This window comes from Virgibacillus senegalensis (genome assembly GCF_000821245.2).
GTDB lineage: Bacteria > Bacillota > Bacilli > Bacillales > Amphibacillaceae > Sediminibacillus > Sediminibacillus senegalensis.
On the sequence record NZ_LN611423.1, the window covers coordinates 16,485 to 37,228 of the forward strand.

Below are 20,744 nucleotides of genomic sequence, written 5' to 3' on the forward strand. Positions count from 1 at the left end.
GAGGAGACAGCTATGGCAAGGAAGCCGTTTGCCGAAAATCTCTACCAGGATCCTTTTCAATCTCCACGAGCAAATCCGAAACGGGCAAGCCAGCAAGTGAATGGCGAAACCCGCAAAAGCCAAAAAGATATCATCATGGACGTCCTCAAGAAAAAAGGCTGACATAGAACAGTCCCTGCCTATCCGGCAGGGACTGCCCCTTTCTAGGTTTAATCCAGTTTTTTTCCTAACATCGAAATCGGAATCGCTTCCTGTTTTTCCACCATTTCACCTAACAGGTTAATCCGGTTACCCCAGGCAAACCTGCCGTTGATATAGCTTATTTTGAATGTATGGCCCGGATCCTGTTGCAGTTCATACGTTTCCCCTGCAACATAATCCTCCGGGTTCATCATATATGCCATCGCCATTTGGATTTTCCGTTCATGAATGGCGAATTCACTCACATTTCCCAGTTGTTCTGCTTTTTGCGCCTTTTCCTTCAGTGTAGCCACTTCCTGTCGAAGTTCTTCCACGGTGTATTCGCTGTATCGCTTCTCCACTTTTGATAACCTCCCGGACAAAGTTGCCTTTTGGTAATTCTTGTTTCCATTTTACCGCAATGTCCGTTGATCACAAAATTTTAATTTTGTACCTCGCAACAAAGCTTTAGCAATCGTGCAGCCAGGTTTTTATTCTGCTTCTTCCACGTACTCTTCTATAAAACGGTCTATCTCTTCGAATCCAAAGCCCTTCCGGTATAGTGCAGCCTTCAGTTTTTGCTTCAGTTGCAGCCCTTCGTCTTTTTTGGCATACTTACGCAAAAGCTTCTCACCCTGGTAGACAACTGCCTGCCATTCGGCATCGTTATCCTCGTCAGTCTCTACTTCCGCGAGCACATCTTTGATGACATCGCCGGTAAATCCTTTTTGCATCAAGGTCTTCTGCACATTTTGCAGCTGCTCCCGAAACGACTTCCTGCCATCGTTTTTCATTTTCTTTTCCATCCATTTCAAGGCTTTTCCAAACTGATCCTCATACGTATAAAGCTTTATAGCTTCTTCCGTAATCGCGGCTGACACGCCTTTATCCAAAAGCTCTTTTTTGACAAGCAACGGCCCTTTGCTCGTCGTGTTCTTCCGGGTCCTGACAAGTGAAGCAGCAAACTCCCGGTCATCTAAAAAACCTTCTCTAACGAGGCGGTCAATGACTACCGGTATTTGTTCAGGCTCCACTTCTTTTTTGACTAAATAATCATGGATTTCCTTCTTCGACCGCATTCGATAGCTTAAAAAGTTTAAAGCAAGGGTAAAAGACTTATGGATGTTATCCTTTTCGATCAGTGCCGCAATTGTCGGCTCGTCCAACTCCATGCCTTTACGAAGGTGGAAGGAAATCAAGATATCTTCATCGACGCTGAAGGCGTATGCTTCTTTGTTATTTTGGGTAAGAAAAATATTATAACGGTGTTTGTTTTTCTTTTGTGTCGTTATCCGGGATATGGTTGCCAATGAGGCTCACCTCCTCCCTCCATTTTAGCACGTAAGAAAGTCACACACATCTTCAAACATTGTATAATAGAGGAAGCTGAACGATACAAAAAAAGGAGGCAATAATATGAACGTGGCAATTACGGGAGGAACCGGTTTTGTCGGTCGTTATGTTACCAAACAGCTCGTCAAGAAAGGACATCGCGTCTATGTATTAACCCGAAACCCGGAGAACTATCGCAATACCGATTCGATTACATATGTCGGCTGGCTGCATGAAGACTACCATCCAGAATCGGAACTTCCTGCACTGGAGGCGGTTGTCAATTTGGCCGGTGACTCGATATTCGGATACTGGACGGAGGAGAAAAAGCAAACGATCATGAACAGCCGACTTCACGCTACCGAAGAGGTGATCCGTATCCTTCGGAAAATGCCTAATAAGCCGCGCGTACTGGTCAATGGTTCTGCAATGGGATACTACGGCACGTCCACGGAACAAGCGTTTACCGAAAAAACGCAAGAACCCGGCGATGATTTTCTGGCGAAAGTGGCAGCGAATTGGGAAGCTGCTGCTGCAGAAGCCGAAACACTTGGTGTCCGCACGGTTTATGCACGGTTCGGTTTGATCCTCGGCCGTCAGGGGGCTTTGCCATTGATGGCTCTTCCTTTCAAACTGATGATGGGAGGAAAGGTCGGCAGCGGCGAGCAATGGGTATCCTGGATTCACATTGACGATGTCGTCGAACTTATTTTGTTCGCCATCAACACAGCAGAAATAAGTGGTCCGCTTAACGTTACCTCGCCAAAACCGCAACGTAACAAGGATTTTAGTAAAACCGTTGCAAAGGTGCTCCACAAACCCTATTGGCTGCCCGTACCGGAAAAATTGATGAAGCCCGTACTAGGTGATATGACCGAGCTGGTGCTCAAAGGGCAATGTGTCCTTCCCTCTGTAGCCCAGGGACATGGCTATGTTTTTCACTATCCTCGTCTCGAGCCAGCACTACGCGACATTTTCGCAACATAACAGCTCCAACTGTGTGAAAACCGGGAGAAACCGTGTCGGAATTTGGTCAAAAATAGTTGTTCCCTTTTTCATGATTTTTGTGTACGATATTCTTGTAAAAACTGCTCTGAAAGGGATTTCCCCCATTCGTGCAATAGGTAAGAAGATAAAATTTAAAATGGGAAGGCAAATGGTGCGCCACCAGCTTGACTGGTTCTAGTGGGTTCGATTCCCACCCCGAATTTTTGTTGGTTGTTGATAAAAATTCGAGGGTGAGGCAAGTCACTAGTGATTCCCTAGTGTAACTTTCATCCTCTCCAAAAACAGGAGGGATTTTTTTATGCTGAAAAAACGTGATTTACATGAAGTTCCACAACTATTCGAGCTAATGAACCATCCGGAGGTATTCCCTTATGTCCGTCATAAAGCCCATTCAACAGACGAATTATACTTTTTGACAAAACAAACGATGGAACAGGAGGAAGCAGGCGCACTGCTTTCCCGGACAATCCTGGATGAGTACCAGCAGCCAATTGGCACGATTAATTTGTTTGATATAAATGAAAACAAAGGCTTCCTTGCTACATGGATCGGCCATCCTTTTTTCGGCAAAGGCTACAACCGGATGGCCAAGGAGCAGTTTTTAGAGGAAGTGTTCACCGTGCATGCGATGGAAGCAGTGTTTATCAAAATTCGCAAGACTAACGAACGATCGATGCGCGCAGCATTGAAGTTGCCTTACCTTCAATCTGGACAATCCGACTACCCGGATGTCTTTCAAGCCATAAACGCAAACAGCGAGGAGCCTGTATATGATTTATTTGCCATCACCCCGGCAAACTACTTCCTGCATCGCAAGCCTGTCGGAATAACTGAAGGGGAAGCAGTCGTATAAAGGAAGCTATTTGGGAAATGCTAGATGAAAAGCTTGTATGTACCGAACTGCAGGTGATTCAGAAAGTGAGGGATTCTATGAGCACGAAGAAAGGCGTCAACGATCCAAAGAGCACTCTTTCCAAAACACAGCAAGTTCTTTATCAAAAAGAATTCAAAACAGCAGATCGCATGTATTCTCAATCGAAAAAGCGAGTTTAAGATCGCCATAGGTCGGGAATGTTTGTAGTGTAGCCCAATAAGTTGTGGGCAAAAGTTATCCACAAGGTTGTGCACACTGTTAATAAGTATATTAAAAACTTGCTGTACCTGCATTTCCAATGTTGATGAAAATCTTATTAACTTTTCGACCGTTTTTGTGGATTATGTGGAAAATATCCACAAACCGTGTGTATAACCGCTTTTGTTTGTGGATAAGATTGTTAGTAAGTGATTGTCCTACTCCAAACGTTTTCCCGATTCCTCCCCTTTTTCGGTTACGAGTTCGACAATCAGAAAAAAGAAGGCTTTCGCTGTTGAGCGAAAGCCTTCTTTTTATGTAAAGGATAAATCTGCATGAATCCGTCTGGATAACAACTCGTGCGCAATTTGAGATGCTTCCCAAGCTGTTTCGCCAAAGCCGTACCCAGCTGCGATACCTGCGCATTCAAGTTCCAACGCTGCCTGCCAGACAACTGTCTTCGTCTTAACCGGAAGCATGACTGTCAGCGCCCCTTCCTGTTCCTGCTTCACCGTCAATTCAGCGCTGTCCATTCGCATTCCGTTTACCAGCCACTCTGCCATATCGGTACCTTGTTCGGGATATAAAGCAAGACAGCCAATCATCCTTTACTTCCTCCCTTTGTTCTATTTGGTAACATTTTACTACATGTTCATCAACAGAACAATAGTTTTCGCACTTTTTCTCGTAATAATGATACGATAACGATTAACAAATACAAGTTGCGAGTGATTGATAGATGAACCATGAACAACTAGCATACAATTTAAAATTTTATCGCGAACAATCGGGCTGGACTCAAAAACAGCTGTCAGAAAAAATGAATGTCTCCCGCTCTGTGGTAACCAAATGGGAAAATGGCGCTGTCCTTCCTGATTTAAAATCGCTTATCAAACTTAGCCATTTTTTTGATGTATCCATCGATTTGATCGTAGGTATCAATAAACCACGCGAGGATGTACTCAAGGAGTTCAACCGTCTTTATAATTCTGGCGGGGATTCCATAGACGAAGAAACCTTGGAAATCTTCGATTACTTAATGAAACACCCTCAGTTCAAAGAACAGGTGAAACAGATGAAGGATCTTCCCCTAAAGAGGCAAAAGGCCATCCACCGGATGATTGCCAATATAGTGGAGGAGTTCGGCCGGGTATAACCACATACTTTATCTTTTTCACACATAAAAAAACCCGGTTGCCCGGGATTATTTTTGGTTAGCCTGTTTTTTATCGAATTTCTCGAATACCTTCTTGGCAACATTGTCTTTTTCTCTTTTCTCTGCCTCTTCCAGTTCAAACAGAACCCTGTCATTGTCAGGCAGTTTAAAGTACTCTTCTTTCCGAGACTTTTCATTCTTCAATGCCATTTGCATTTTGCCCCTCTCCTAAAATTCACCCTCCGGGACTACGGCTTATACACGTTAAAACTGCTGGTTGATATCCGGATCAAAATAACTCTTCCGTTTAATCCAGACAAAGCCGTCTCCTTTGGTAATCACAGCCACGTCAATAGGCGGTCCGACAGATTCTGTCGCTCTCGTCAGCCTCTTCTTAAAGGAAGTAAGATTGACGAGTGCTTCAGCCATTTCTGCCAGTTCCTCTTTCGGCAGTGATCTTACAATGCCAAGCAAGGGTCTGACATATTGATCCTGTTGATATTCTTCCACTGAATCCTTGATTGATTCATATAGTTCATTACCCATTTTCTTCATCGTTCTAACCTGTTCTGCCGAAAACTTGATATTTAATTGTTTTTGAATGTGTTCATGATAATCGCCAAGGACCCTGTCGATGATGCCGAACATCGCCTCTTCCATGTTCGGTTCAATTCCGCCCATAAAAGAATCGACCATTTCCCGCTGGGCAAACGCAGTGATGGAAGCAGTACCGGCCTGTTTATCATTGGTATAGCTGATTTTTCGTTCCCGGAGCTTTTTGTATTTGAGCTTGCCGAACACGAATCCCTCCAATCGGTATTCGATCAAATGAGGAAAAATTTCTTTATCACCATAGCCTGCGATGACCAGTCCAGTGCTTCCGAGACTGAAGAAATCCTTTTTAACTGCCTCAAAGGCAAGCCGGATAAGCTTTTCTTCCAGCGAGTCGGGAACAGAATAAACAATCAGTTCTTGTTTGATTTCCATTATTACGTCTTTAAACTTTTCCTTGAACGGCGCATAGTCGATGTCCAGGAATTCTTTCTCCATGCTGGCATATTCTGCCGTTCGCTCTTCGATTTCCTTGGTTAGGCATTCGGTGACTTTATCATCGTTGACGATTTCACCGTCGCTTTTACAGTTGTCTACCTCTTCTTCCACATCACGGACAATCCTTTTCAGGAGATCTGAAAAGGTCCTATGTATGATGATCTCTTCAATCTCCTCGGCCTTGAACCGCTCTTCCCTGTTCAAAAATGAAATAAAATCATCCACATAATCGCTGACATCATCAAAAGTGCGATCCTGTAATTCTGCTCGGTAAGATTTGATAATAACTTCCCAGGGAACTTCCATGAAAGAAGCCGCGCCATATACCATAAACCCGATGGAGTGATGCTTGGATAAGGAAAACAGCTTGTTGGCAGAATTGTACACCTTCTGTACGCCTTCTCTTCCGCTCGTTACGGCACTGTCCGCAGCCAAAGACATGCCGAGTTTATTCATGATAGTCACTTCTGCAGTCATCTGCTTCACGCCTTTCCCGATTAGCTATTCTCTATGTTGTATAACCAAATCAACACCGAACAAAACGTTGACCACAGCGAGACTTATACATGCATAAACGGCTTCTCTGTTACAAAACATGTAGATAAACCTAAGCTTCCTAATCACGAAACTGGACGATTGACCTAACTCATTTTCCTTTCCTGCTTCTAAAGTAACAATTATTTCAAGAAAAAGCGGTTTTCCTTACAAAAAAAGGGGGAAATGATATAATTGACATCGGGATAGAAAAATATCGTTCTGTCCTTAGCTAAAAGGAATGACAACAATGGATAAGAAATCAATTGAAGCAGAAATTGCCAGCTACACCGGCAAACTATTCAGAGACAATTTCGGCAAAGGACCATCTTCTATTTATGTTTCATTTGTCCAACCGTATATAACCATCCATCTTCGTAATTTTCTTGCACCGATGGAAAAAGTGCTCGTCAAACAGAACAACAACCTTAAAGTCCAGGAAACCCGTGACTTGCTGATGCAGGAATTATTGCCTGATATCAAGGCAACCATCCGAACCACAGCAAAGGTAGACATCCGAAGCGTATACTATGACTGGTCATTGGAAAACAGGACCGGCATCATCATAGCGGAAATGACCGACAACGATGAGGAAATTGATACTGACTATTTGAGCTATCCGAGTCGAGATCAGGTTCATGAGGAGATAATCCGATTTAGTGAAAAGGCCCAAAAGGCTCCACGAAGCCTGCATTCGATGATGCTGAACCCGCGGACACTGGTGATTGTCCGTAAAGGGATCCTGGTACGAATCGAAAAAGAACTTATTGCTGCCGGATTTGAAGAACAGTTAAAGCTATCCAAGCGCCGGCTGGAAAAAAGTTTACTAAACACGGATCTGCTGGAATCTTTGCTTGGGGTCCAAATTGAGGATGTTTTTGCCGATTGGGACTTCTCCATTGATAAAGGCTATCTGATAATCATCATGAAACCAGATAAATAACAGGTGGAAATGAGCTGGAACAATAAAGCCAGCCGTAAGCCGAAAAGGAATTGCTCCTTTTCGGCTTTTTAGTTAGCAAAAATTTCCACTGTCCAGCTGGCTAACTGAAAATTCATGTGTACAACAGGGGGAGAAGATAACATGTTTAAAGTAACCGGATTAGCAAAGGGTGGCATTCGTATAGAATTTTATCAAGACAATGAACAACTGGTATTTGAATCATACGAAGAGGCAACTGCCTTCATCGAAAAAGCAAAAAAGGAGAATACGTTGCCTGATAACTACCAGTTGATTATCGAGGAAGTCGCAAAGTGAATCACCTGATAAATATTGAAACTTATTACTGACATCCTTCGTATATGTAGGAAACCGGACAAAGGGACGTGTTTAGATGTATACGAAGGATTTACAACAAAAAACGGCAGCAAACTTACACATTTTTGATGAACTGAAAGCTAAGCTGAAATGGAAGGTTTCTGACCAGCAGGTACTGATGATGGCTGCTTCCATTTATGTCGTAAATGGCAAAACTTTCGATTATAAGCGGTTTATCCAGCTGGCTGACTATATAAAGCAGGAATCTGGAATATTTTCTTCATTGAAATCCCAATCCAGATTCACTGTTGCCGCGATGCTTGATGTCCGTTATACCGATTCCCGGGAAAAATTCCAGGAAATGCGCAGGGTTTATAAGCAGTTGGTCGAGGCAGGATTTCGCCGTGGCATATTCACCTATATTTCCGCCATGGTCCTGTTGTCCCATGGCAAGGAAAGCGGTGATTTCAGCGAAGAGATACTAAAGGCGGATGCTATTTTTCAAAAGATGAAAGACGAACACAGCTTCCTCACTTCCAGCAGTGACTATCCTCTGGCTGCGCTGTTGGCACAAAAGGAAGGAATCGTCACTGAATTGATCGACCGGACAGAGACCTATTATCAACGGCTGAACCAGCAAGGATTCCGTAAAGGCAATGACCTGCAGTTTATGAGTCACATACTGACACTGGATGATAATGAAGAAGCGGAAGCGGATTTATTGGTTGAGCGGGCAGCCTGGGTTCATCAGGCTTTTGGCCAGGCAGGTATGAAACAAAAAACAAAATTTTATCCGGAGATGGGCATGCTGGCACTGCTGCCAGAAGAACTCGTTGATTTGGGTGTGATCAAACAAATCATCGATGAACTGAGCGAGCACCGGTCGTTCCGATGGCAAAAGGATATCACGACTATCCTTGCCGTCAATTTGTTCATGAGCGACAAGCTAGCAGATGCTTCCCTATTGGAAACAAGTCTTTACACCACAATGGAAACCGTGATACAGGCACAGCAGGCTGCAATGCTTGCAGCCATTGCAGGAGCATCTGTCGCGACCTCTTCAAGCAGCAGTTAAAATTTCACTTGATCACGAATTACGTAAACGCCTTGGTTATCCCCCGATAAAGAAAACTTTCCTATTGGCGAGCCTTCTGGCGATGCTATCAACGCTCGTTGTTGATTCCGCGAATCGCTCGTCGGTGGATACTTGCCGCGGGCACGGCCTCAGCTAACTTGGTCAAGAAGATCACTTGACCAAGTGGATCTTCGGCTCGCGCTGTTCCCGCAGGCGTCACCACCGCTCGCTCATCGCGGAATTACCAAGGGCCAATCTAAAAAGAGTTGATTTTCTTTGATTTAAAAAAGAAAACCAACTCTTTTTTCTTGTACTGTCATAAACCTGGTGCCAAAACCAAGAGTTATTCGTTCCGAAGAACATATCGATCAACTCACCTTTCAAAACAGTGATACCTTAAAGAAAGGGCGAAGGAACGATATAATATTGAATAGCGAATCGAAGCATAGACACGGATATGAGGTCGCCTCATCTTCGGGTCTCGAAGGCATGCGCATTCAAGGTGCGATGACGATTTTTCACGGCAAACGTAAAACGAATCGTTAAACTAATGAAGGAATAGAGGGCACAAACCTCTATAAATTAGACGAAAAGCGGTCCGTGCGGAAATTGATTTCCGCACGGACCGCTTTTTTAAAATTCTACCTCTCATAAAACTTCAGTTTTTCAGTGGCCTCCTATTTGGAGGCTTCTTCTACTAGCTGCTGAAAATAGTCTTTTAAATATGCTTTCAAATCTGTATCCTCTAAATCAGCCATTTCGGAAACGGAAAAAGAGATAGTTTTCTCTCCTTTTTTATCATAGACATAAAAGGTCGGATCTATATTTTGGATACTCTTTGTTTCCATACTGTTCATCTTGACCATCATATATCTGCTCTCAGATGTCGTTTGATCTTCCATAACCTCAGCCCCCTTTTGCCTCATTATAATATAGTATAACATTTACTGGTATCCTTTTTATTTTCCGTTTCGATTAGAATTAATCTTCTAGCTTGGAAGTGAGTCCTCCTACTTCGGAATTCTTGTTCACAGAGCTGCTCTTGTTTGGATCCCCTCTCCTCCTTATCCTCTCAGAAAGCAGGATCACCACTTTTCAACCGCTTTCATGATAGAATGATAGAAATAGAACTATCCCAAACAATGAGGTGACAGAATGAGCAAACGCAAGCTGATTATCGCACAAAATATCGAAAAACATTTGCAAGAACAAGTAGAAAGCATTGTACCTGATTGGGAAGTGATTGTCGGCAAGGATAAACAAACTTGGCAGGAGCACGTCCAGACAGCGGAAATTATTGCTGGCTGGAAAAAAGACATGACAGATACCGTCCTGGGAGCGGAATCCAATCTCCGTTGGGTGCAAAGCTGGAGTGCAGGCGTGGACAGCCATCCACTTGATCAGTTTGCCGAGCGTAACATTGCTTTGACGAGCGCCAACGGCGTTCATGCTTATCCAATTTCCGAGACGATTTTCGCGTTGATGCTCGGACTGACGCGTAAGCTTCACGTATATGTACGAAATCAGGGAACGAAAAAATGGGCACACGAACAGTTAAAATTGGAAATACACGAAAAGACAGTCGGAATCATTGGAATGGGAGCAATAGGCAAAGAAACAGCGAAGATTGCCAAAGCCTTCAGCATGAAGGTAATCGGGGTGAGACATTCTCAAAAACAGGAACCGTTTGTTGATGAAATGGTGACAACCGATCGGCTAAACGAAATATTGCCGATATGTGATTATCTGATTGTGACTGTGCCACTTACTAGTGAAACACGCCATTTATTCGGAAAAGAACAATTCCAACAGATGAAGCCATCCAGCTTCTTCGTCAATATCGGACGAGGAGAAGTAATCGACGAGCAAGCGTTGGTCGAAGCGCTGCAATCCGGGCAAATTGCCGGAGCAGGACTGGATGTGTTTGAAACAGAACCACTGCCGGAAAACAGTCCGCTTTGGGAGTTGGATAATGTAATTCTGACGCCGCATTCTGCCGGTTCCACCGAGTACTATGACAAACGGGTGATGGAAGACATTTTCATTCCTAATTTGAAAGCCTATACCAGAGGAGAAACCCCTCCGGTCAACCTGGTCGATTACGAAAAAGGATACTGATTACCGCTTTTTTTGTTGCAGAGACAACCGAAAAATCCGATAAAAAAGGCGCGCCCACCATTGAGGTTTGCGCGCCTTTTCATTTAGCCAGCTTTACCTTTTTTACGGAACGCCCTTCTTTCCGCATATGGTACGCATTTATAACAAACAAGTACCTTTTCGCCTCTATCATCTATATATTCAGTCGGCCTTACCGTTTTCTGACCGCAAATTGCGCACTTTTTCTTTTTAAAAAGACGGAACATAAAAACATTCCTCTCTTTCGTTTTTATATTCCTATTTTACTAGCGAAAGCCGAAACAGTTCAAGTCAACGGCCCGGAAGTTCTCCAGAAATACGCTGGATCAGCCATTCCTGGAGTACAACAGCATGGTTGTTGACGGTATCCTTCGCTCCGTAGACGAGGGTGATACGCTCTTTTTCTTCGAGCAACGATTCCAGCAGCCTGATTTGCTCCTTCTTAGTGTCATCCTGCTCCAGTTCTTCGAGATATTTTTGTTTAAAAATCGGAAATTTTTTCGGATCATGCTGAAACCATTTGCGCAGCTCGGTAGATGGAGCAGGATCTTTCAGCCAGTAATCCACCGCTGCTTTTTGTTTGGAAAGGCCACGCGGCCATATTCTGTCGACCAACACGCGGACCCCGTCATCCAATTCCGGGCGTTCGTACACTCTTTTTATGTACACCTTCATTTCTAACACACCTCTGCTGAAACGTTTTTAATGCAGCTTCTGTTTTCCTTCTTCCCTGTATGTCCGGTACTTTTTGAATACATGATAGAGCAATCCACCTGATACAGCCAGCCAAGCAGTCATGGCGACAAAAACCGTATATCTTGGAATGGCCAATAAAAAATCGATATCCAAAGCCATAGCTAAATAAAACGTACTAATCGTGTACATCGCTAGCGGAAACACCATCCCCCACTGCTGCGGTTCATAGGTTAATGGATAACGGTGGTACACATGCCGCCATACAAACAAAATCACCAGTAGCGGAATCCACCAGGTACCAAACACCCAAAAGAATAACGTGAAACCTGTAAGGAACGGTCTTATCGTTTCGATTAACTGCCAGCTGCCGCCATGCAGCAGCAGGGTACAACCAGCCATCGTACTGATTGCCACCGCTCCCATGTTAATCCAATAAGGCGGAGTCAGTTCTCCATGCTCCAGCCGCAGGAAAACGAACCGGTAAAAGATCAGGGTAATCAGGATAATGTACAGCATACATCCGAGCAAGTACATGCTTAAAGTGAAAAATAACAACGGCTGTTTTCCCGTTATCAGGGTTTCCGACAACAACGTGCCCAATATCGATAGCGACTGGGTTGCCACCACCGCCAACAGCCAGGAGCCGTTTATCCCAAAAGCGAGCGTAGGTGTTGCTTGTCGAACCGTTACAATCGTAAAAAAGCTATACATGATGACCAGCCACAAAACAATCCCGACAGCCCATAGCCAGATGGCCAAATAAGGTTTTTCCGTTAGGATGATCCATTGACCGCCAAGCATACATGTGCCGGCTACCAACGTAAAAAAGCCCGGTCCCTTTTTGTGATTGCCGAAATCATCTAGTAATAATCGCCGATAGCCGGTCAGCCGAATAATCGTCAACAGCCAAAGTAACAAATAAGCGAATAGGTTGATCGTTAATAAACCTTTCGCCATCCATTCCATGTTGAGTACTTCCGCAGCAATGGACAGTGCTCCTGTCGCCATTACCATGGCAAAATAACCGGGAAATAATCCAGCAGCGTTCCGTTTGATAAATTCCTTCATCCTGTTCACCTACTATATTGTCTCTGCTGTCTTGCCGTTCACAAAACAAGCACTCCTCTTATTGTAAATCGTTCCACTTGTCTCCGCAAAGTCGGAAAACCGGGCAAGCGAGTTCTTTGCTTTGGTTTACAGCCAACGCTCCCGGGGAATCCGATAAAATAAAAACCGCATGGAGATGGAGGAAACCAAGTGTCAGCAGGCAGTATCATAATCGGGATTGTCTACTTGATAGTCCAGTTGTTTTCTAATAAAATCATCGCCTCTTCCCGTCTCGGACCCGAAAGATGGCTTTCTTTTTCTGGGGGGATTGCTGTTTCCTATGTATTTGTCTATGTGCTCCCCTCTCTGCATAAACAACAGGAGGATTATGGCGACAAGGCTGGCGGATTGACGATGGAGACGGAGCTCTACTTTATCGGCCTGATCGGTGTCATTGTCTTTTTTGCCATCCATAAGGCGGCCGGTAAAGCGGAAAGAGAACATCCCAACGGCGAAGGCAGCTTCTTTTGGATTCAAATCGCTTTTTTCAGCGTCTATAACATGTTGATTGCTTTTATCGTGTTTGGAACAGATATAGAAGGTGTGGAGGCGGCATTTTACGGGGTAGCGGTAGGATTTCATTACATGGCCGTGTCTCACGATTTGTGGCGCGAAGACTCCTACCAGTATGAAAAATTCGGACGCTATATATTGGCGGTCGGTATTTTCATTGGCTGGATCGGTGGAATAGTGATTCCATTTTCGCCGTTCGTGCTTGCACTTGTCTACGCATTCATTTCCGGTGCAATGATTTTAAATGTCCTCAAAAAAGAACTTCCTTCCGAGGAAAACGCTCATTTGCCCGCGTTTTTGATTGGAGCACTGAGCCATACGGCCATCACTTTAACATTGAAATACATCTTTGAATGGTAATAAATCCTGGCGTTCACCAAAAAAAACCTTAGTATCAATTTCTTAAACCCTAAAGATTCGGGAGTGTCATAAGAAGAAAGAGCCTCATCGGAGGAAAATTGACCTCCCCGCTTTTAATGGAATTATGCTAAGCTTTCATTATCAATAAGGTTGTAGAAGTTGTTTTCCAGAAAGGGTGATAAGGTGAGAGAAAATCTACGATTTGCCTGGATTGCTTCCTGGTTTGCGCTTGTCGGCCAGCTCGTGTTTTTCATCGTTATAGCTTACTTCACCGGGGAATGGCGATATGTAATATGGAGTTTTATGGTGAGTATGTTAGCCGGCGTTCCCAGTATGATCACGACCTGGCAGGCGCAGAAAAAACGGAACACTCCCAGAAGTCAATGAAAAGGAGATGGGGACTTTTTACACAAAAGTCCCTCTTCTTCACTACAGAACCGGCTCACCTTTTTGCTCAAATGCGCCCGGCAAACTAGTCTCCTATCCTGCATGTTCTAAAGGCACTTGTTGCATTGCCATGAAAGCACCTGTGAGAAGTTACCTCCCATTCAATATAAAATCACCTGAATCCGTCCTGACCTTCAGTATGTGGACAGGATTCTCCCCGATGAAACCGCGGATACGATGCTCGGATTTCTCCTCAAACAGCATGTCTTCGGCATGGACTGCTGCGTCGCCCGAGCTGCTTTGGAAGTCTGCTTCGAACTGCTCCAACGGCATCTCATATTCAGTGGAAACATCACCGCTTGTAGTCTGGATATTCACTTCTTCTACTTCATCGGAATGGGAAAGTACAACATCACCAGAGGTTGCTTCGTACTCGAACCGCGATCCTTCAGCCTGCTGATTAGTGATGGTACCACTGGTTGTTTTGATGGAAGCGGAATCGATGGTATTTTTCTCTGCTTGTATATCTCCGCTTGTCGCCTCTATCATCAGGCTGTCTGTTATCTTGTTGCCGGTCAAATCTACATCACCTGAAGTAGATGCGATTTGCACGCTGACCGTTTCTACATGATCTAGGACAATATCGCCTGAAGTTGTTTCAATCGAAACTTTGTCATACGATTTTTCCGGAACGCTTACCGTTACCTGCAAATTTTTTACCGTGTCCCATGGTAAAAAACCTAAGGTTTTCTCTTTTTGGGTGATCAGGATCATGTCATCTGTTTTCTCTATTTGAAAAAGTTGCTCATCCTGGTCTTTTTCCAAGACGTCACCTTTCACCGTTGCCTCTATTTGATCGGATGACTGGCTCTTCACCGTCACATTCATCGAAGTTGCCGCAACTTGAATACGCGTTATTTCACCTGCCTGAAAGCTCTCCTCCGCTATGACAGATGCACGGGAAATACCCGTTGTAAGGTAAATAGTTATTATCCCTGCCATTCCGACAATCAGTATAGTCAACAAGGTCACGATCCATTTTTTCACTTGGAACCTTCTCCCTTCATTAATAAAAAGTTGAACCTCATACACCGGATCAGCAAACGATACAGCCATTTTCCTGCTTGCCACAAACCGATACTACAAAGCACTCCGAAACTACCCAACGTAATCGATACAAAAAAGTCAAATAACAGATTGGAGGAGTGCAGGAATACAACCTTGAAGAGAAAAATCAATGGAGAAAGCGACAAAGCTGCAGCAGCCCCATACAAACCGAAATACAAGGCTAAAAGACCAAGGACAGGGCCAAGCACGATGAGGAGATTGATCAAGCTTACACCGAGGATGGACATGACAGCCCTTCCAATATTCGGGATGGAACGTTCCTGTTCTGCTATCTTCAGACTCGCTTCTGCAGTTAACTCTCTTGCAATTGCGGCCGGGTTTCCCAGTCCTTCCACGATTTCCCGTTCATCTCTTCCTTCCAATAATGCAGCATCTATGTGCTCTTCGAAATCGAACAATATCTCTTCTTTTTCCTTATTGGAGAGACCTTTAAGCCGTTTGTCGATTTCTTTCAAAAACATGTCTTTTGTCACGCTTCTCCCCTCCTGATATCCTGAACCAATCCATTGACAGAAACCGTAAATTGATTCCATTCTTCTATGAGTGTTTCCATCCTTTCTTCTCCCTTCTCGGAAAGTTTATAGTACTTTCTGGCCGGACCCTCCCTTGAAGGCGACATATAGGTTTCCAAATATTGTTCCTTCGTCAGCCTTCTCAATAATGGATAAAGGGTCCCTTGAGCAATGGAAATGTACTTTGCTACATTTTGTGCCAGTTCATAACCATACTGATCTTTTTTGCAGATTAAAACGAGAACGCATAGTTCCAATGCTCCTTTTTTGAACTGAACATTCACTGGGCTCTCCTCCTGTGCTTGGTGTCTTTATTCTTGGTTAGTCATCTATGATCCACTATAGAATATCATTCAGTAGTGAACATTGCAAGGTAGTAAAATGAAAATGAAAATGTTCACGTACTTACTAAAATCCGGATTCTTTCTTAAAATGTTACCTTTATGACCTTTCCATTACTTTTATTATCTATCCATACAGCAGGCATTTACATAAAATAGAGGTAAGAACGAGTCTCTGGGAGGAATGATGATGGCAAGTCTTAAAGAAAAGCCATACATAGATGCAGAATGGTTGGAACTCTTTCAGGAAGCACGGGAACTAGGTATGACGTCACAAGAAATCCGCGATTTTCTGCAGCAATTTGTGAATGAATGTTCAGCAAAGAGTTCCACGTTCGAAGATATCGGGAAAAGATAATGATTTACCGGTTTTTTAGCATGGCCAAGGCTTCTCTGCGGCTACGGACGTTCAGTTTTTTATACAACTGGCTAAGGTAATTCTTGACCGTTCCCACAGATAAATAGAGTTCCTTTGCTATTTCTTTGTTCTTTTTTCCATCAAGCAGCAAATGCAACATTTCTTCCTCTGTCCTTGTCAGTGCATTCCTCACGGCGTCCGGCAAGGGTGACTGTGGAACGCTTTCATGGGATGTTCCCAGATGATCTGCCAGCATTGTATGAAACGAAGCAGGCAAAAGCAACTGGCCAGCATAACAATCCCGTATGCCACGGATAATCTGGTCTGCATCTGCATCCTTCAACAAGTATCCGGAAGCCCCGATTTTCATGGATTCTGCAATATATTCGTCATCGGAAAAAGTGGTCAACATCAGAATTTTCATCACCGGAAACTTCCCTTTGATCATTCTTGTCGCTGAAAGTCCGCCCACTCCAGGCATGCGAAGATCCATGAGGACGATATCGGGCCGGTGCTTTTCGGCAAACTCGATTGCTTCCGAGCCGTTTGCCGCACAAGCAACCACTTTGATATCCTGCTCAAGGTCCAACAACGCAGCCAGTCCCTCGCAAAAAATCGTCTGGTCGTCAGCGATCAATACGTTTATTGGATTCATCAGCCTGCACCTGCCTTGATTCTTTCTTTTCCCTCTGTCAGAGGAAAGGAAAAAGTGATAGTAGCCCCATCCCCTGGTGCCGAATCGATTTGAAACGCACCATTCAGCTGACGGACACGCGCTTCCATACCCATCAGTCCAAATCCCGGAGCGGTCCGGTCCACTGTAAACCCTCTCCCATTGTCGACAAGATGAAAGAAGACGCTGTCGGCGTGCTGCTCCAGGGTGAATTGGAACTGCGTACTATTTCCATGACGCAATCCATTGGCAAGTCCTTCCTGCAAGGCACGGACCACCGTTATTGCCTGATCACCGTTGAGCTTGTCATCCAGGTTATCTATCTCATATGCAATCCCCACTCCTGTCCGGTCAATTGTATCTTCCATCAAATCGGCGAGATGCTTCGTGAAATCGGCCGGCGCATACGGTTCGCTCAGTGTCCGTACTGATTTCCGTACCTCGTTCAGCCCTATTTGCAATTGCTGTTTTATATCGACAAGCATTTTTTCCGCTTTCTTTTCGTCTTGTTTCAACAGGCGTTTGCCCGCCTCTATGCCCATGATTGCGGTGGTAAGCGAATGACCGATTGTATCGTGGATTTCCCTGGAAATCCTTGTCCGCTCTTTCAGCATGGTAGTTTCCTCCAGTTGAATGGAAGCTTGCTTCATCCGCTCGTGCGCATTGGAAAGCTGTTGTTTTTGAGCAGCTATGTACTTGGCCAAGTAACTGATAGCGAAAAAACAAATAAATTCCAAGCTTTTCGGAATAACGATTTCCCATATTTGTTCAGCAGGAAAATCAAAAACAGCAAACCTACCGACAACAAAAGACAGGTAGGCTGCTACCGTATAAACACAGCTGTGAAGCATAGTGCGATGGAAAGCCGCTTCCCCAATGAGAAACAGTAAAAAAATTTGCGAAATAAAAGACTGGTCAACCAATGTCATAACGGCAGCAAGCGAAAGTTGTCCCCATAACACCAAACTTCCTACCCTCGTACGTAAGTCTATATAAACGACGAAATTCCGTAGGATGAAAGAAAAGATTAGCAGGGCGGCAAGTGAATACAGTGTAACAGGATGTTCCTGCGGATCCATGGCAAACAGCGGGGTAATGAGACAAAGCATAACTACTACACCAATATCGATCTTCCGTTCCAGCTTTCGGCCCATCTTCTTCCTCCCTAACTAGTTATATATCCCTATTCATTTTAACAAAAAATTCCGTCAAATGGTCAGGTACCTCGTTGAATTTTACTTGGAATCATCCTAATCAGAACCGTCCTATTTTTCAAAACGAGATGGCCTCTATGCTGAAAGAGAAACAATACAGTTTACGATTCAATGTTATTCAGGGAAACTTTATAATGCTAAAATACCACCTCTACAGAAACAACTTCCGTGGCATTCCGCTTCAAGTGGAGGCCGGTGGAAGGATTTTCGAACTTCAGGATTCTATTATGTTTTCTCGATTTTTTAACTAAATCTACAAATTCGCTGGCTTTAGAAGCATCTGGCAATTCTATGACGTTTCCATCTGAAAACTTCATGATCACTTTCATAAGCCCCCTCCTCGTATATTACCAATTCGACAAGCTTTGTCTGTTTCCTCTTTAGGTAAAACCTATTTTTGGAAGGTTTTTGGACAAAAGGATGGATGAGCATCTATCTAAAACGCGCGGCGTATGTCTCCAGCGGGAAGGACGCGCGCAGAAACCCTGCCCGTGGAAAGCAAAGTACCTTGCCGGAGTGGAGCGTTGCTCTTTATAAAAATGAAGGTGAGAACGGCTTCTTTTTTTATATTGGTTACGAAGAGTTTTGTCCCAGGCTCCATATCATGCTTTAACGCAGCTGATTGATCTGCTTGGTAAGCTCGAGGAACTTTGCGTCAAGCTTTGCATACTCCTTATCACTTGGCGTCATAAAACTGAGTTTCCCCAGTATTTCCTGTCGTTCTGTTTCCAGTTTCAGTCGTAATTCTTCCTGCTCATCCGCTTTGGAGGATGCTATATTGCCTTGCTTTTGAATTCGATGATCGGCGATGACGAGTTTGTCACTTGTCGTTTTTTCCAGGAAGTAACGGTCATGTGATACGACAACCAGCGTCCCGTTATAGTTGGCCAACGTCTCTTCCAACTGTTCGCGCGAAGGCAAATCCAAATGATTGGTGGGTTCATCGAGAAGGAGCACATTTTTTTCTTCTAAAATGTAAGCCATTAGCTTGCACTTCACCCGCTCCCCCATACTCATGTCGGCAATCGGCTCTTTCCACTGTGCAGCAGAGAAGCCTAAGTGCTTCATTAAATTCTGAACCTTCCCTCTCTCCGCAAACGTTTCTTGGTAAAATAACTGTTCTGGCGTTTTATCAAGCGGCAGATCAAACACTTCCTGGGTTAAATAGCCAATATCGGCAGCAGGGGAAATCCATACCTCGCCTTCTGCAGGCTCTTTCCCCATAATGATGTTCAACAAGGTTGTTTTCCCGCTGCCATTTGGACCGGTGATAGCAAGCTTTTCGCCGTGTTGAATGATAAAATTGGCATCCCGGAACAACGTGTTACCAGCAAAGGACTTGTTCAAATACTTTACCTCCAAGAAACGTTTACCTACTTTACTGTTGGCTTGCATCGTAAAATCGACCATGTATTCAGGTTCTACCTGTTCCACTTTGTTTTTCTCCAGCTCTTTTTCCAGCCGTTTCTGTTTCGATTTCACCTGGGCATCCATTCGTTTCGCTTTCAATCGGTAATATTCCTTGTACCCTTCCTTTTTCGTCGATTCCGCATGAGCCTTTTTCGACCAGGAAGTGAGTTCATTCATTTGTCCTTCGATGCGCTGCATCATTTTTTGTTGCTTATCATACTCCCGCTGTTGTGTGAGCCTCCGTTGCTTGCGGATTTCCATATAATCGGAGTAATTTCCAGCGTACTCGATCAGCTTTTTTCCTTCCAACGACCAGATTTTCGTAACCGCCTCATCCAAAAAATAACGATCGTGCGACACGAGAATAATGGTACCTCGGTAGCTATTCATCTGCTCTAGTAAAAGTTCCGTACTTTTTTGATCGAGATGGTTGGTCGGTTCATCCAATAGCAATAGCTGCACACTTTTAGAAAAACTTGCAGCTAGCCGGGCTTTCAGTTTTTCTCCACCACTATAATGGGAGTAATCATGGTCAGGCACTTGCCACTTCTTCCGCAGCTTTCCTTCATCCGCTGACCTATTTTCCGATTCGTGCGTTTCTGTTTCCTGCTCGACCATTTCGATGGTTATATGTTGCTGCATCCATTGGATATGCCCCTCTGTTGGAGTCAATTCCCCCTCAATCAACTTCAGCAGAGTCGATTTCCCGGCACCGTTTTTGCCGATAATGCCGACGACCTCTCCTTGCTGCACACTGGCATTCACCTTATCAAACAGGTTAACATCCATGACTTCATAGCCAAGATTGTTCAGTTTCAATAATTCCTTCATCCTATCAATCCCTTTCCGTAAGGGAGGACTTTTCGCATGGCCAGCGTACTGTTTTTTTAAAAAAAACGAAGCGGCCAATAAAAAATCCTCCCAAGCGAGTTGGAAGGATTAGCCATACCGGTGCCATATCAAATAAGCTGTATGCTGAAACAGCTATTCAATTATTCAAATAATGGGCAGACTAATCCTATTTCGTGTGTTTTGAAATATGCTATTTCAAACAGTTGAGAATAAGATTAGTTCTTCATTGTCCACCCATCATTCCTTTCGTCTGTAGTACGTTCAGTATAGCATAGCTTGAAGTTGCCGCAAAGCGATTTCGGATTAAAAATATGGCTAGCTGATTTTTTGGCAACAGTGGTTGTTATTTTTTTCGGTCGTCATTCTTTATAAAGAGTGTGCGATTCTAACAA

Annotated in this window: 28 protein-coding genes and 1 pseudogene; 14 read left to right on the forward strand and 15 right to left on the reverse strand. The window is 44.1% G+C overall.

Going from position 1 to position 20,744, the window contains the following annotated elements; genetic code table 11:
* Positions 1 to 12 precede the first annotated feature (12 nt).
* Positions 13 to 162, forward strand: a complete 150-nt coding sequence (locus tag BN1067_RS01420) for a YpzG family protein (RefSeq protein ID WP_074600353.1) — start codon at positions 13 to 15, stop codon at positions 160 to 162.
* 47 nt (positions 163 to 209) lie between these two features.
* On the opposite strand, the gene BN1067_RS01425 is transcribed toward BN1067_RS01420, so the two are convergent.
* Both BN1067_RS01425 and recX read right to left on the reverse strand, forming a co-directional pair.
* Complete coding sequence (locus BN1067_RS01425; protein WP_053217155.1) at positions 210 to 542, reverse strand: YfhH family protein; 333 nt, start codon at positions 540 to 542, stop codon at positions 210 to 212.
* 129 nt (positions 543 to 671) lie between these two features.
* The gene (recX, locus tag BN1067_RS01430) at positions 672 to 1,490 is read right to left on the reverse strand and encodes a recombination regulator RecX (RefSeq protein ID WP_053217156.1); all 819 of its coding nucleotides are present in this window, start codon (positions 1,488 to 1,490) and stop codon (positions 672 to 674) included.
* Positions 1,491 to 1,596: 106 nt separating this feature from the next.
* On the opposite strand from recX, the gene BN1067_RS01435 reads away from it, so the two are divergent.
* From BN1067_RS01435 to BN1067_RS01445, 3 genes are all read left to right on the forward strand, one after another.
* Positions 1,597 to 2,499, forward strand: coding sequence for a TIGR01777 family oxidoreductase (locus tag BN1067_RS01435; protein WP_053217157.1), 903 nt, complete (start codon positions 1,597 to 1,599; stop codon positions 2,497 to 2,499).
* A gap of 319 nt (positions 2,500 to 2,818) precedes the next feature.
* Positions 2,819 to 3,373, forward strand: coding sequence for a GNAT family N-acetyltransferase (locus BN1067_RS01440; RefSeq protein WP_053217158.1), 555 nt, complete (start codon positions 2,819 to 2,821; stop codon positions 3,371 to 3,373).
* A 17-nt stretch (positions 3,374 to 3,390) separates the two neighbouring features.
* Entirely contained in the window at positions 3,391 to 3,573 is a 183-nt protein-coding gene (locus BN1067_RS01445; protein WP_053217159.1) for a YfhE family protein, read from the forward strand.
* A gap of 333 nt (positions 3,574 to 3,906) precedes the next feature.
* Here BN1067_RS01445 and BN1067_RS01450 read toward each other — a convergent pair whose 3' ends face one another.
* Positions 3,907 to 4,197, reverse strand: coding sequence for a hypothetical protein (locus BN1067_RS01450; protein ID WP_053217160.1), 291 nt, complete (start codon positions 4,195 to 4,197; stop codon positions 3,907 to 3,909).
* A 134-nt stretch (positions 4,198 to 4,331) separates the two neighbouring features.
* On the opposite strand from BN1067_RS01450, the gene BN1067_RS01455 reads away from it, so the two are divergent.
* A complete protein-coding gene (locus BN1067_RS01455; RefSeq protein WP_053217161.1) occupies positions 4,332 to 4,748 on the forward strand; it encodes a helix-turn-helix domain-containing protein in 417 nt (138 codons plus the stop codon).
* 48 nt (positions 4,749 to 4,796) lie between these two features.
* Here BN1067_RS01455 and BN1067_RS19690 read toward each other — a convergent pair whose 3' ends face one another.
* Complete coding sequence (locus BN1067_RS19690) at positions 4,797 to 4,964, reverse strand: hypothetical protein (protein WP_199868443.1); 168 nt, start codon at positions 4,962 to 4,964, stop codon at positions 4,797 to 4,799.
* Positions 4,965 to 5,012: 48 nt separating this feature from the next.
* Entirely contained in the window at positions 5,013 to 6,275 is a 1,263-nt protein-coding gene (locus BN1067_RS01460) for a hypothetical protein (protein ID WP_053217162.1), read from the reverse strand.
* Between the two features lie 307 nt (positions 6,276 to 6,582).
* Here BN1067_RS01460 and BN1067_RS01465 point away from each other — a divergent pair, with 307 nt between their 5' ends.
* The 4 genes and pseudogenes from BN1067_RS01465 to BN1067_RS20050 form a co-directional block, all read left to right on the forward strand.
* Positions 6,583 to 7,275: a DUF2294 domain-containing protein gene (locus BN1067_RS01465; protein ID WP_053217163.1), complete on the forward strand. Its 693-nt coding sequence runs from the start codon at positions 6,583 to 6,585 to the stop codon at positions 7,273 to 7,275.
* A 141-nt stretch (positions 7,276 to 7,416) separates the two neighbouring features.
* The gene (locus tag BN1067_RS19695; protein WP_199868444.1) at positions 7,417 to 7,590 is read left to right on the forward strand and encodes a hypothetical protein; all 174 of its coding nucleotides are present in this window, start codon (positions 7,417 to 7,419) and stop codon (positions 7,588 to 7,590) included.
* Positions 7,591 to 7,666: 76 nt separating this feature from the next.
* On the forward strand, positions 7,667 to 8,665 hold the full coding sequence (locus tag BN1067_RS01470) for a DUF4003 family protein (RefSeq protein ID WP_053217164.1): 999 nt from the start codon (positions 7,667 to 7,669) through the stop codon (positions 8,663 to 8,665).
* Between the two features lie 272 nt (positions 8,666 to 8,937).
* A pseudogene (locus BN1067_RS20050) lies at positions 8,938 to 9,227 on the forward strand (IS5/IS1182 family transposase); the annotation flags it as partial.
* A 115-nt stretch (positions 9,228 to 9,342) separates the two neighbouring features.
* On the opposite strand, the gene BN1067_RS01475 reads toward BN1067_RS20050, so the two are convergent.
* Positions 9,343 to 9,567, reverse strand: a complete 225-nt coding sequence (locus tag BN1067_RS01475; protein WP_053217165.1) for a hypothetical protein — start codon at positions 9,565 to 9,567, stop codon at positions 9,343 to 9,345.
* A gap of 253 nt (positions 9,568 to 9,820) precedes the next feature.
* Between BN1067_RS01475 and BN1067_RS01480 the strand changes: the two genes are divergently transcribed.
* Positions 9,821 to 10,783, forward strand: coding sequence for a D-2-hydroxyacid dehydrogenase (locus BN1067_RS01480; RefSeq protein ID WP_053217166.1), 963 nt, complete (start codon positions 9,821 to 9,823; stop codon positions 10,781 to 10,783).
* 309 nt (positions 10,784 to 11,092) lie between these two features.
* Here BN1067_RS01480 and BN1067_RS01485 read toward each other — a convergent pair whose 3' ends face one another.
* Positions 11,093 to 11,476 (reverse strand): DUF488 domain-containing protein, encoded by a 384-nt coding sequence (locus BN1067_RS01485; RefSeq protein ID WP_053217167.1) that lies wholly within the window; start codon positions 11,474 to 11,476, stop codon positions 11,093 to 11,095.
* Between the two features lie 27 nt (positions 11,477 to 11,503).
* The gene (locus tag BN1067_RS01490; protein ID WP_053217168.1) at positions 11,504 to 12,565 is read right to left on the reverse strand and encodes a tellurite resistance/C4-dicarboxylate transporter family protein; all 1,062 of its coding nucleotides are present in this window, start codon (positions 12,563 to 12,565) and stop codon (positions 11,504 to 11,506) included.
* Positions 12,566 to 12,754: 189 nt separating this feature from the next.
* On the opposite strand from BN1067_RS01490, the gene BN1067_RS01495 reads away from it, so the two are divergent.
* Entirely contained in the window at positions 12,755 to 13,477 is a 723-nt protein-coding gene (locus tag BN1067_RS01495) for a hypothetical protein (protein ID WP_053217169.1), read from the forward strand.
* A 183-nt stretch (positions 13,478 to 13,660) separates the two neighbouring features.
* Positions 13,661 to 13,864, forward strand: a complete 204-nt coding sequence (locus BN1067_RS01500) for a hypothetical protein (protein ID WP_053217192.1) — start codon at positions 13,661 to 13,663, stop codon at positions 13,862 to 13,864.
* 150 nt (positions 13,865 to 14,014) lie between these two features.
* On the opposite strand, the gene BN1067_RS01505 is transcribed toward BN1067_RS01500, so the two are convergent.
* The 3 genes from BN1067_RS01505 to BN1067_RS01515 are packed head-to-tail and all read right to left on the reverse strand — an operon-like array spanning position 14,015 to position 15,788.
* Complete coding sequence (locus BN1067_RS01505; RefSeq protein ID WP_053217170.1) at positions 14,015 to 14,911, reverse strand: DUF4097 family beta strand repeat-containing protein; 897 nt, start codon at positions 14,909 to 14,911, stop codon at positions 14,015 to 14,017.
* On the reverse strand, positions 14,908 to 15,465 hold the full coding sequence (locus BN1067_RS01510; protein WP_053217171.1) for an HAAS signaling domain-containing protein: 558 nt from the start codon (positions 15,463 to 15,465) through the stop codon (positions 14,908 to 14,910). Before BN1067_RS01510 ends, BN1067_RS01505 begins: the two co-directional genes overlap by 4 nt.
* Complete coding sequence (locus BN1067_RS01515) at positions 15,462 to 15,788, reverse strand: PadR family transcriptional regulator (RefSeq protein WP_053217172.1); 327 nt, start codon at positions 15,786 to 15,788, stop codon at positions 15,462 to 15,464. Before BN1067_RS01515 ends, BN1067_RS01510 begins: the two co-directional genes overlap by 4 nt.
* Before the next feature lie 247 nt (positions 15,789 to 16,035).
* On the opposite strand from BN1067_RS01515, the gene BN1067_RS01520 reads away from it, so the two are divergent.
* Positions 16,036 to 16,203, forward strand: a complete 168-nt coding sequence (locus tag BN1067_RS01520; protein ID WP_199868445.1) for an anti-repressor SinI family protein — start codon at positions 16,036 to 16,038, stop codon at positions 16,201 to 16,203.
* A gap of 4 nt (positions 16,204 to 16,207) precedes the next feature.
* On the opposite strand, the gene BN1067_RS01525 is transcribed toward BN1067_RS01520, so the two are convergent.
* The 3 genes from BN1067_RS01525 to BN1067_RS01535 form a co-directional block, all read right to left on the reverse strand.
* Entirely contained in the window at positions 16,208 to 16,858 is a 651-nt protein-coding gene (locus tag BN1067_RS01525; RefSeq protein ID WP_053217173.1) for a response regulator transcription factor, read from the reverse strand.
* Positions 16,858 to 18,030, reverse strand: a complete 1,173-nt coding sequence (locus tag BN1067_RS01530) for a sensor histidine kinase (protein WP_053217174.1) — start codon at positions 18,028 to 18,030, stop codon at positions 16,858 to 16,860. Before BN1067_RS01530 ends, BN1067_RS01525 begins: the two co-directional genes overlap by 1 nt.
* Positions 18,031 to 18,227: 197 nt before the next feature.
* A complete protein-coding gene (locus BN1067_RS01535) occupies positions 18,228 to 18,419 on the reverse strand; it encodes a hypothetical protein (RefSeq protein WP_053217175.1) in 192 nt (63 codons plus the stop codon).
* 95 nt (positions 18,420 to 18,514) lie between these two features.
* Here BN1067_RS01535 and BN1067_RS01540 point away from each other — a divergent pair, with 95 nt between their 5' ends.
* Complete coding sequence (locus tag BN1067_RS01540) at positions 18,515 to 18,703, forward strand: hypothetical protein (RefSeq protein WP_199868446.1); 189 nt, start codon at positions 18,515 to 18,517, stop codon at positions 18,701 to 18,703.
* Here the strand turns inward: BN1067_RS01540 and abc-f are convergent.
* Positions 18,700 to 20,331 (reverse strand): ribosomal protection-like ABC-F family protein, encoded by a 1,632-nt coding sequence (gene abc-f / locus BN1067_RS01545; protein WP_053217193.1) that lies wholly within the window; start codon positions 20,329 to 20,331, stop codon positions 18,700 to 18,702. The genes BN1067_RS01540 and abc-f overlap by 4 nt on opposite strands.
* Positions 20,332 to 20,744 lie beyond the last annotated feature (413 nt).

Bases quoted from the DNA above. Each gene is read 5' to 3' on its own strand.
- BN1067_RS01465 (WP_053217163.1), top strand. From the start codon at position 6,583: ATGGATAAGAAATCAATTGAAGCAGAAATTGCCAGCTACACCGGCAAA.
- BN1067_RS01535 (WP_053217175.1), bottom strand. From the start codon at position 18,419: ATGAAAGTGATCATGAAGTTTTCAGATGGAAACGTCATAGAATTGCCA.
- BN1067_RS01440 (WP_053217158.1), top strand. From the start codon at position 2,819: ATGCTGAAAAAACGTGATTTACATGAAGTTCCACAACTATTCGAGCTA.
- BN1067_RS01525 (WP_053217173.1), bottom strand. From the start codon at position 16,858: ATGAATCCAATAAACGTATTGATCGCTGACGACCAGACGATTTTTTGC.
- BN1067_RS01490 (WP_053217168.1), bottom strand. From the start codon at position 12,565: ATGAAGGAATTTATCAAACGGAACGCTGCTGGATTATTTCCCGGTTAT.
- BN1067_RS01485 (WP_053217167.1), bottom strand. From the start codon at position 11,476: ATGAAGGTGTACATAAAAAGAGTGTACGAACGCCCGGAATTGGATGAC.
- BN1067_RS01530 (WP_053217174.1), bottom strand. From the start codon at position 18,030: ATGGGCCGAAAGCTGGAACGGAAGATCGATATTGGTGTAGTAGTTATG.
- abc-f (WP_053217193.1), bottom strand. From the start codon at position 20,331: ATGAAGGAATTATTGAAACTGAACAATCTTGGCTATGAAGTCATGGAT.
- BN1067_RS01480 (WP_053217166.1), top strand. From the start codon at position 9,821: ATGAGCAAACGCAAGCTGATTATCGCACAAAATATCGAAAAACATTTG.
- BN1067_RS01470 (WP_053217164.1), top strand. From the start codon at position 7,667: ATGTATACGAAGGATTTACAACAAAAAACGGCAGCAAACTTACACATT.
- BN1067_RS01435 (WP_053217157.1), top strand. From the start codon at position 1,597: ATGAACGTGGCAATTACGGGAGGAACCGGTTTTGTCGGTCGTTATGTT.
- BN1067_RS01540 (WP_199868446.1), top strand. From the start codon at position 18,515: ATGAGCATCTATCTAAAACGCGCGGCGTATGTCTCCAGCGGGAAGGAC.
- BN1067_RS01420 (WP_074600353.1), top strand. From the start codon at position 13: ATGGCAAGGAAGCCGTTTGCCGAAAATCTCTACCAGGATCCTTTTCAA.
- BN1067_RS19690 (WP_199868443.1), bottom strand. From the start codon at position 4,964: ATGCAAATGGCATTGAAGAATGAAAAGTCTCGGAAAGAAGAGTACTTT.
- BN1067_RS01460 (WP_053217162.1), bottom strand. From the start codon at position 6,275: ATGACTGCAGAAGTGACTATCATGAATAAACTCGGCATGTCTTTGGCT.
- BN1067_RS01455 (WP_053217161.1), top strand. From the start codon at position 4,332: ATGAACCATGAACAACTAGCATACAATTTAAAATTTTATCGCGAACAA.
- BN1067_RS01450 (WP_053217160.1), bottom strand. From the start codon at position 4,197: ATGATTGGCTGTCTTGCTTTATATCCCGAACAAGGTACCGATATGGCA.
- BN1067_RS01475 (WP_053217165.1), bottom strand. From the start codon at position 9,567: ATGGAAGATCAAACGACATCTGAGAGCAGATATATGATGGTCAAGATG.
- BN1067_RS19695 (WP_199868444.1), top strand. From the start codon at position 7,417: ATGTTTAAAGTAACCGGATTAGCAAAGGGTGGCATTCGTATAGAATTT.
- BN1067_RS01520 (WP_199868445.1), top strand. From the start codon at position 16,036: ATGGCAAGTCTTAAAGAAAAGCCATACATAGATGCAGAATGGTTGGAA.
- BN1067_RS01445 (WP_053217159.1), top strand. From the start codon at position 3,391: ATGCTAGATGAAAAGCTTGTATGTACCGAACTGCAGGTGATTCAGAAA.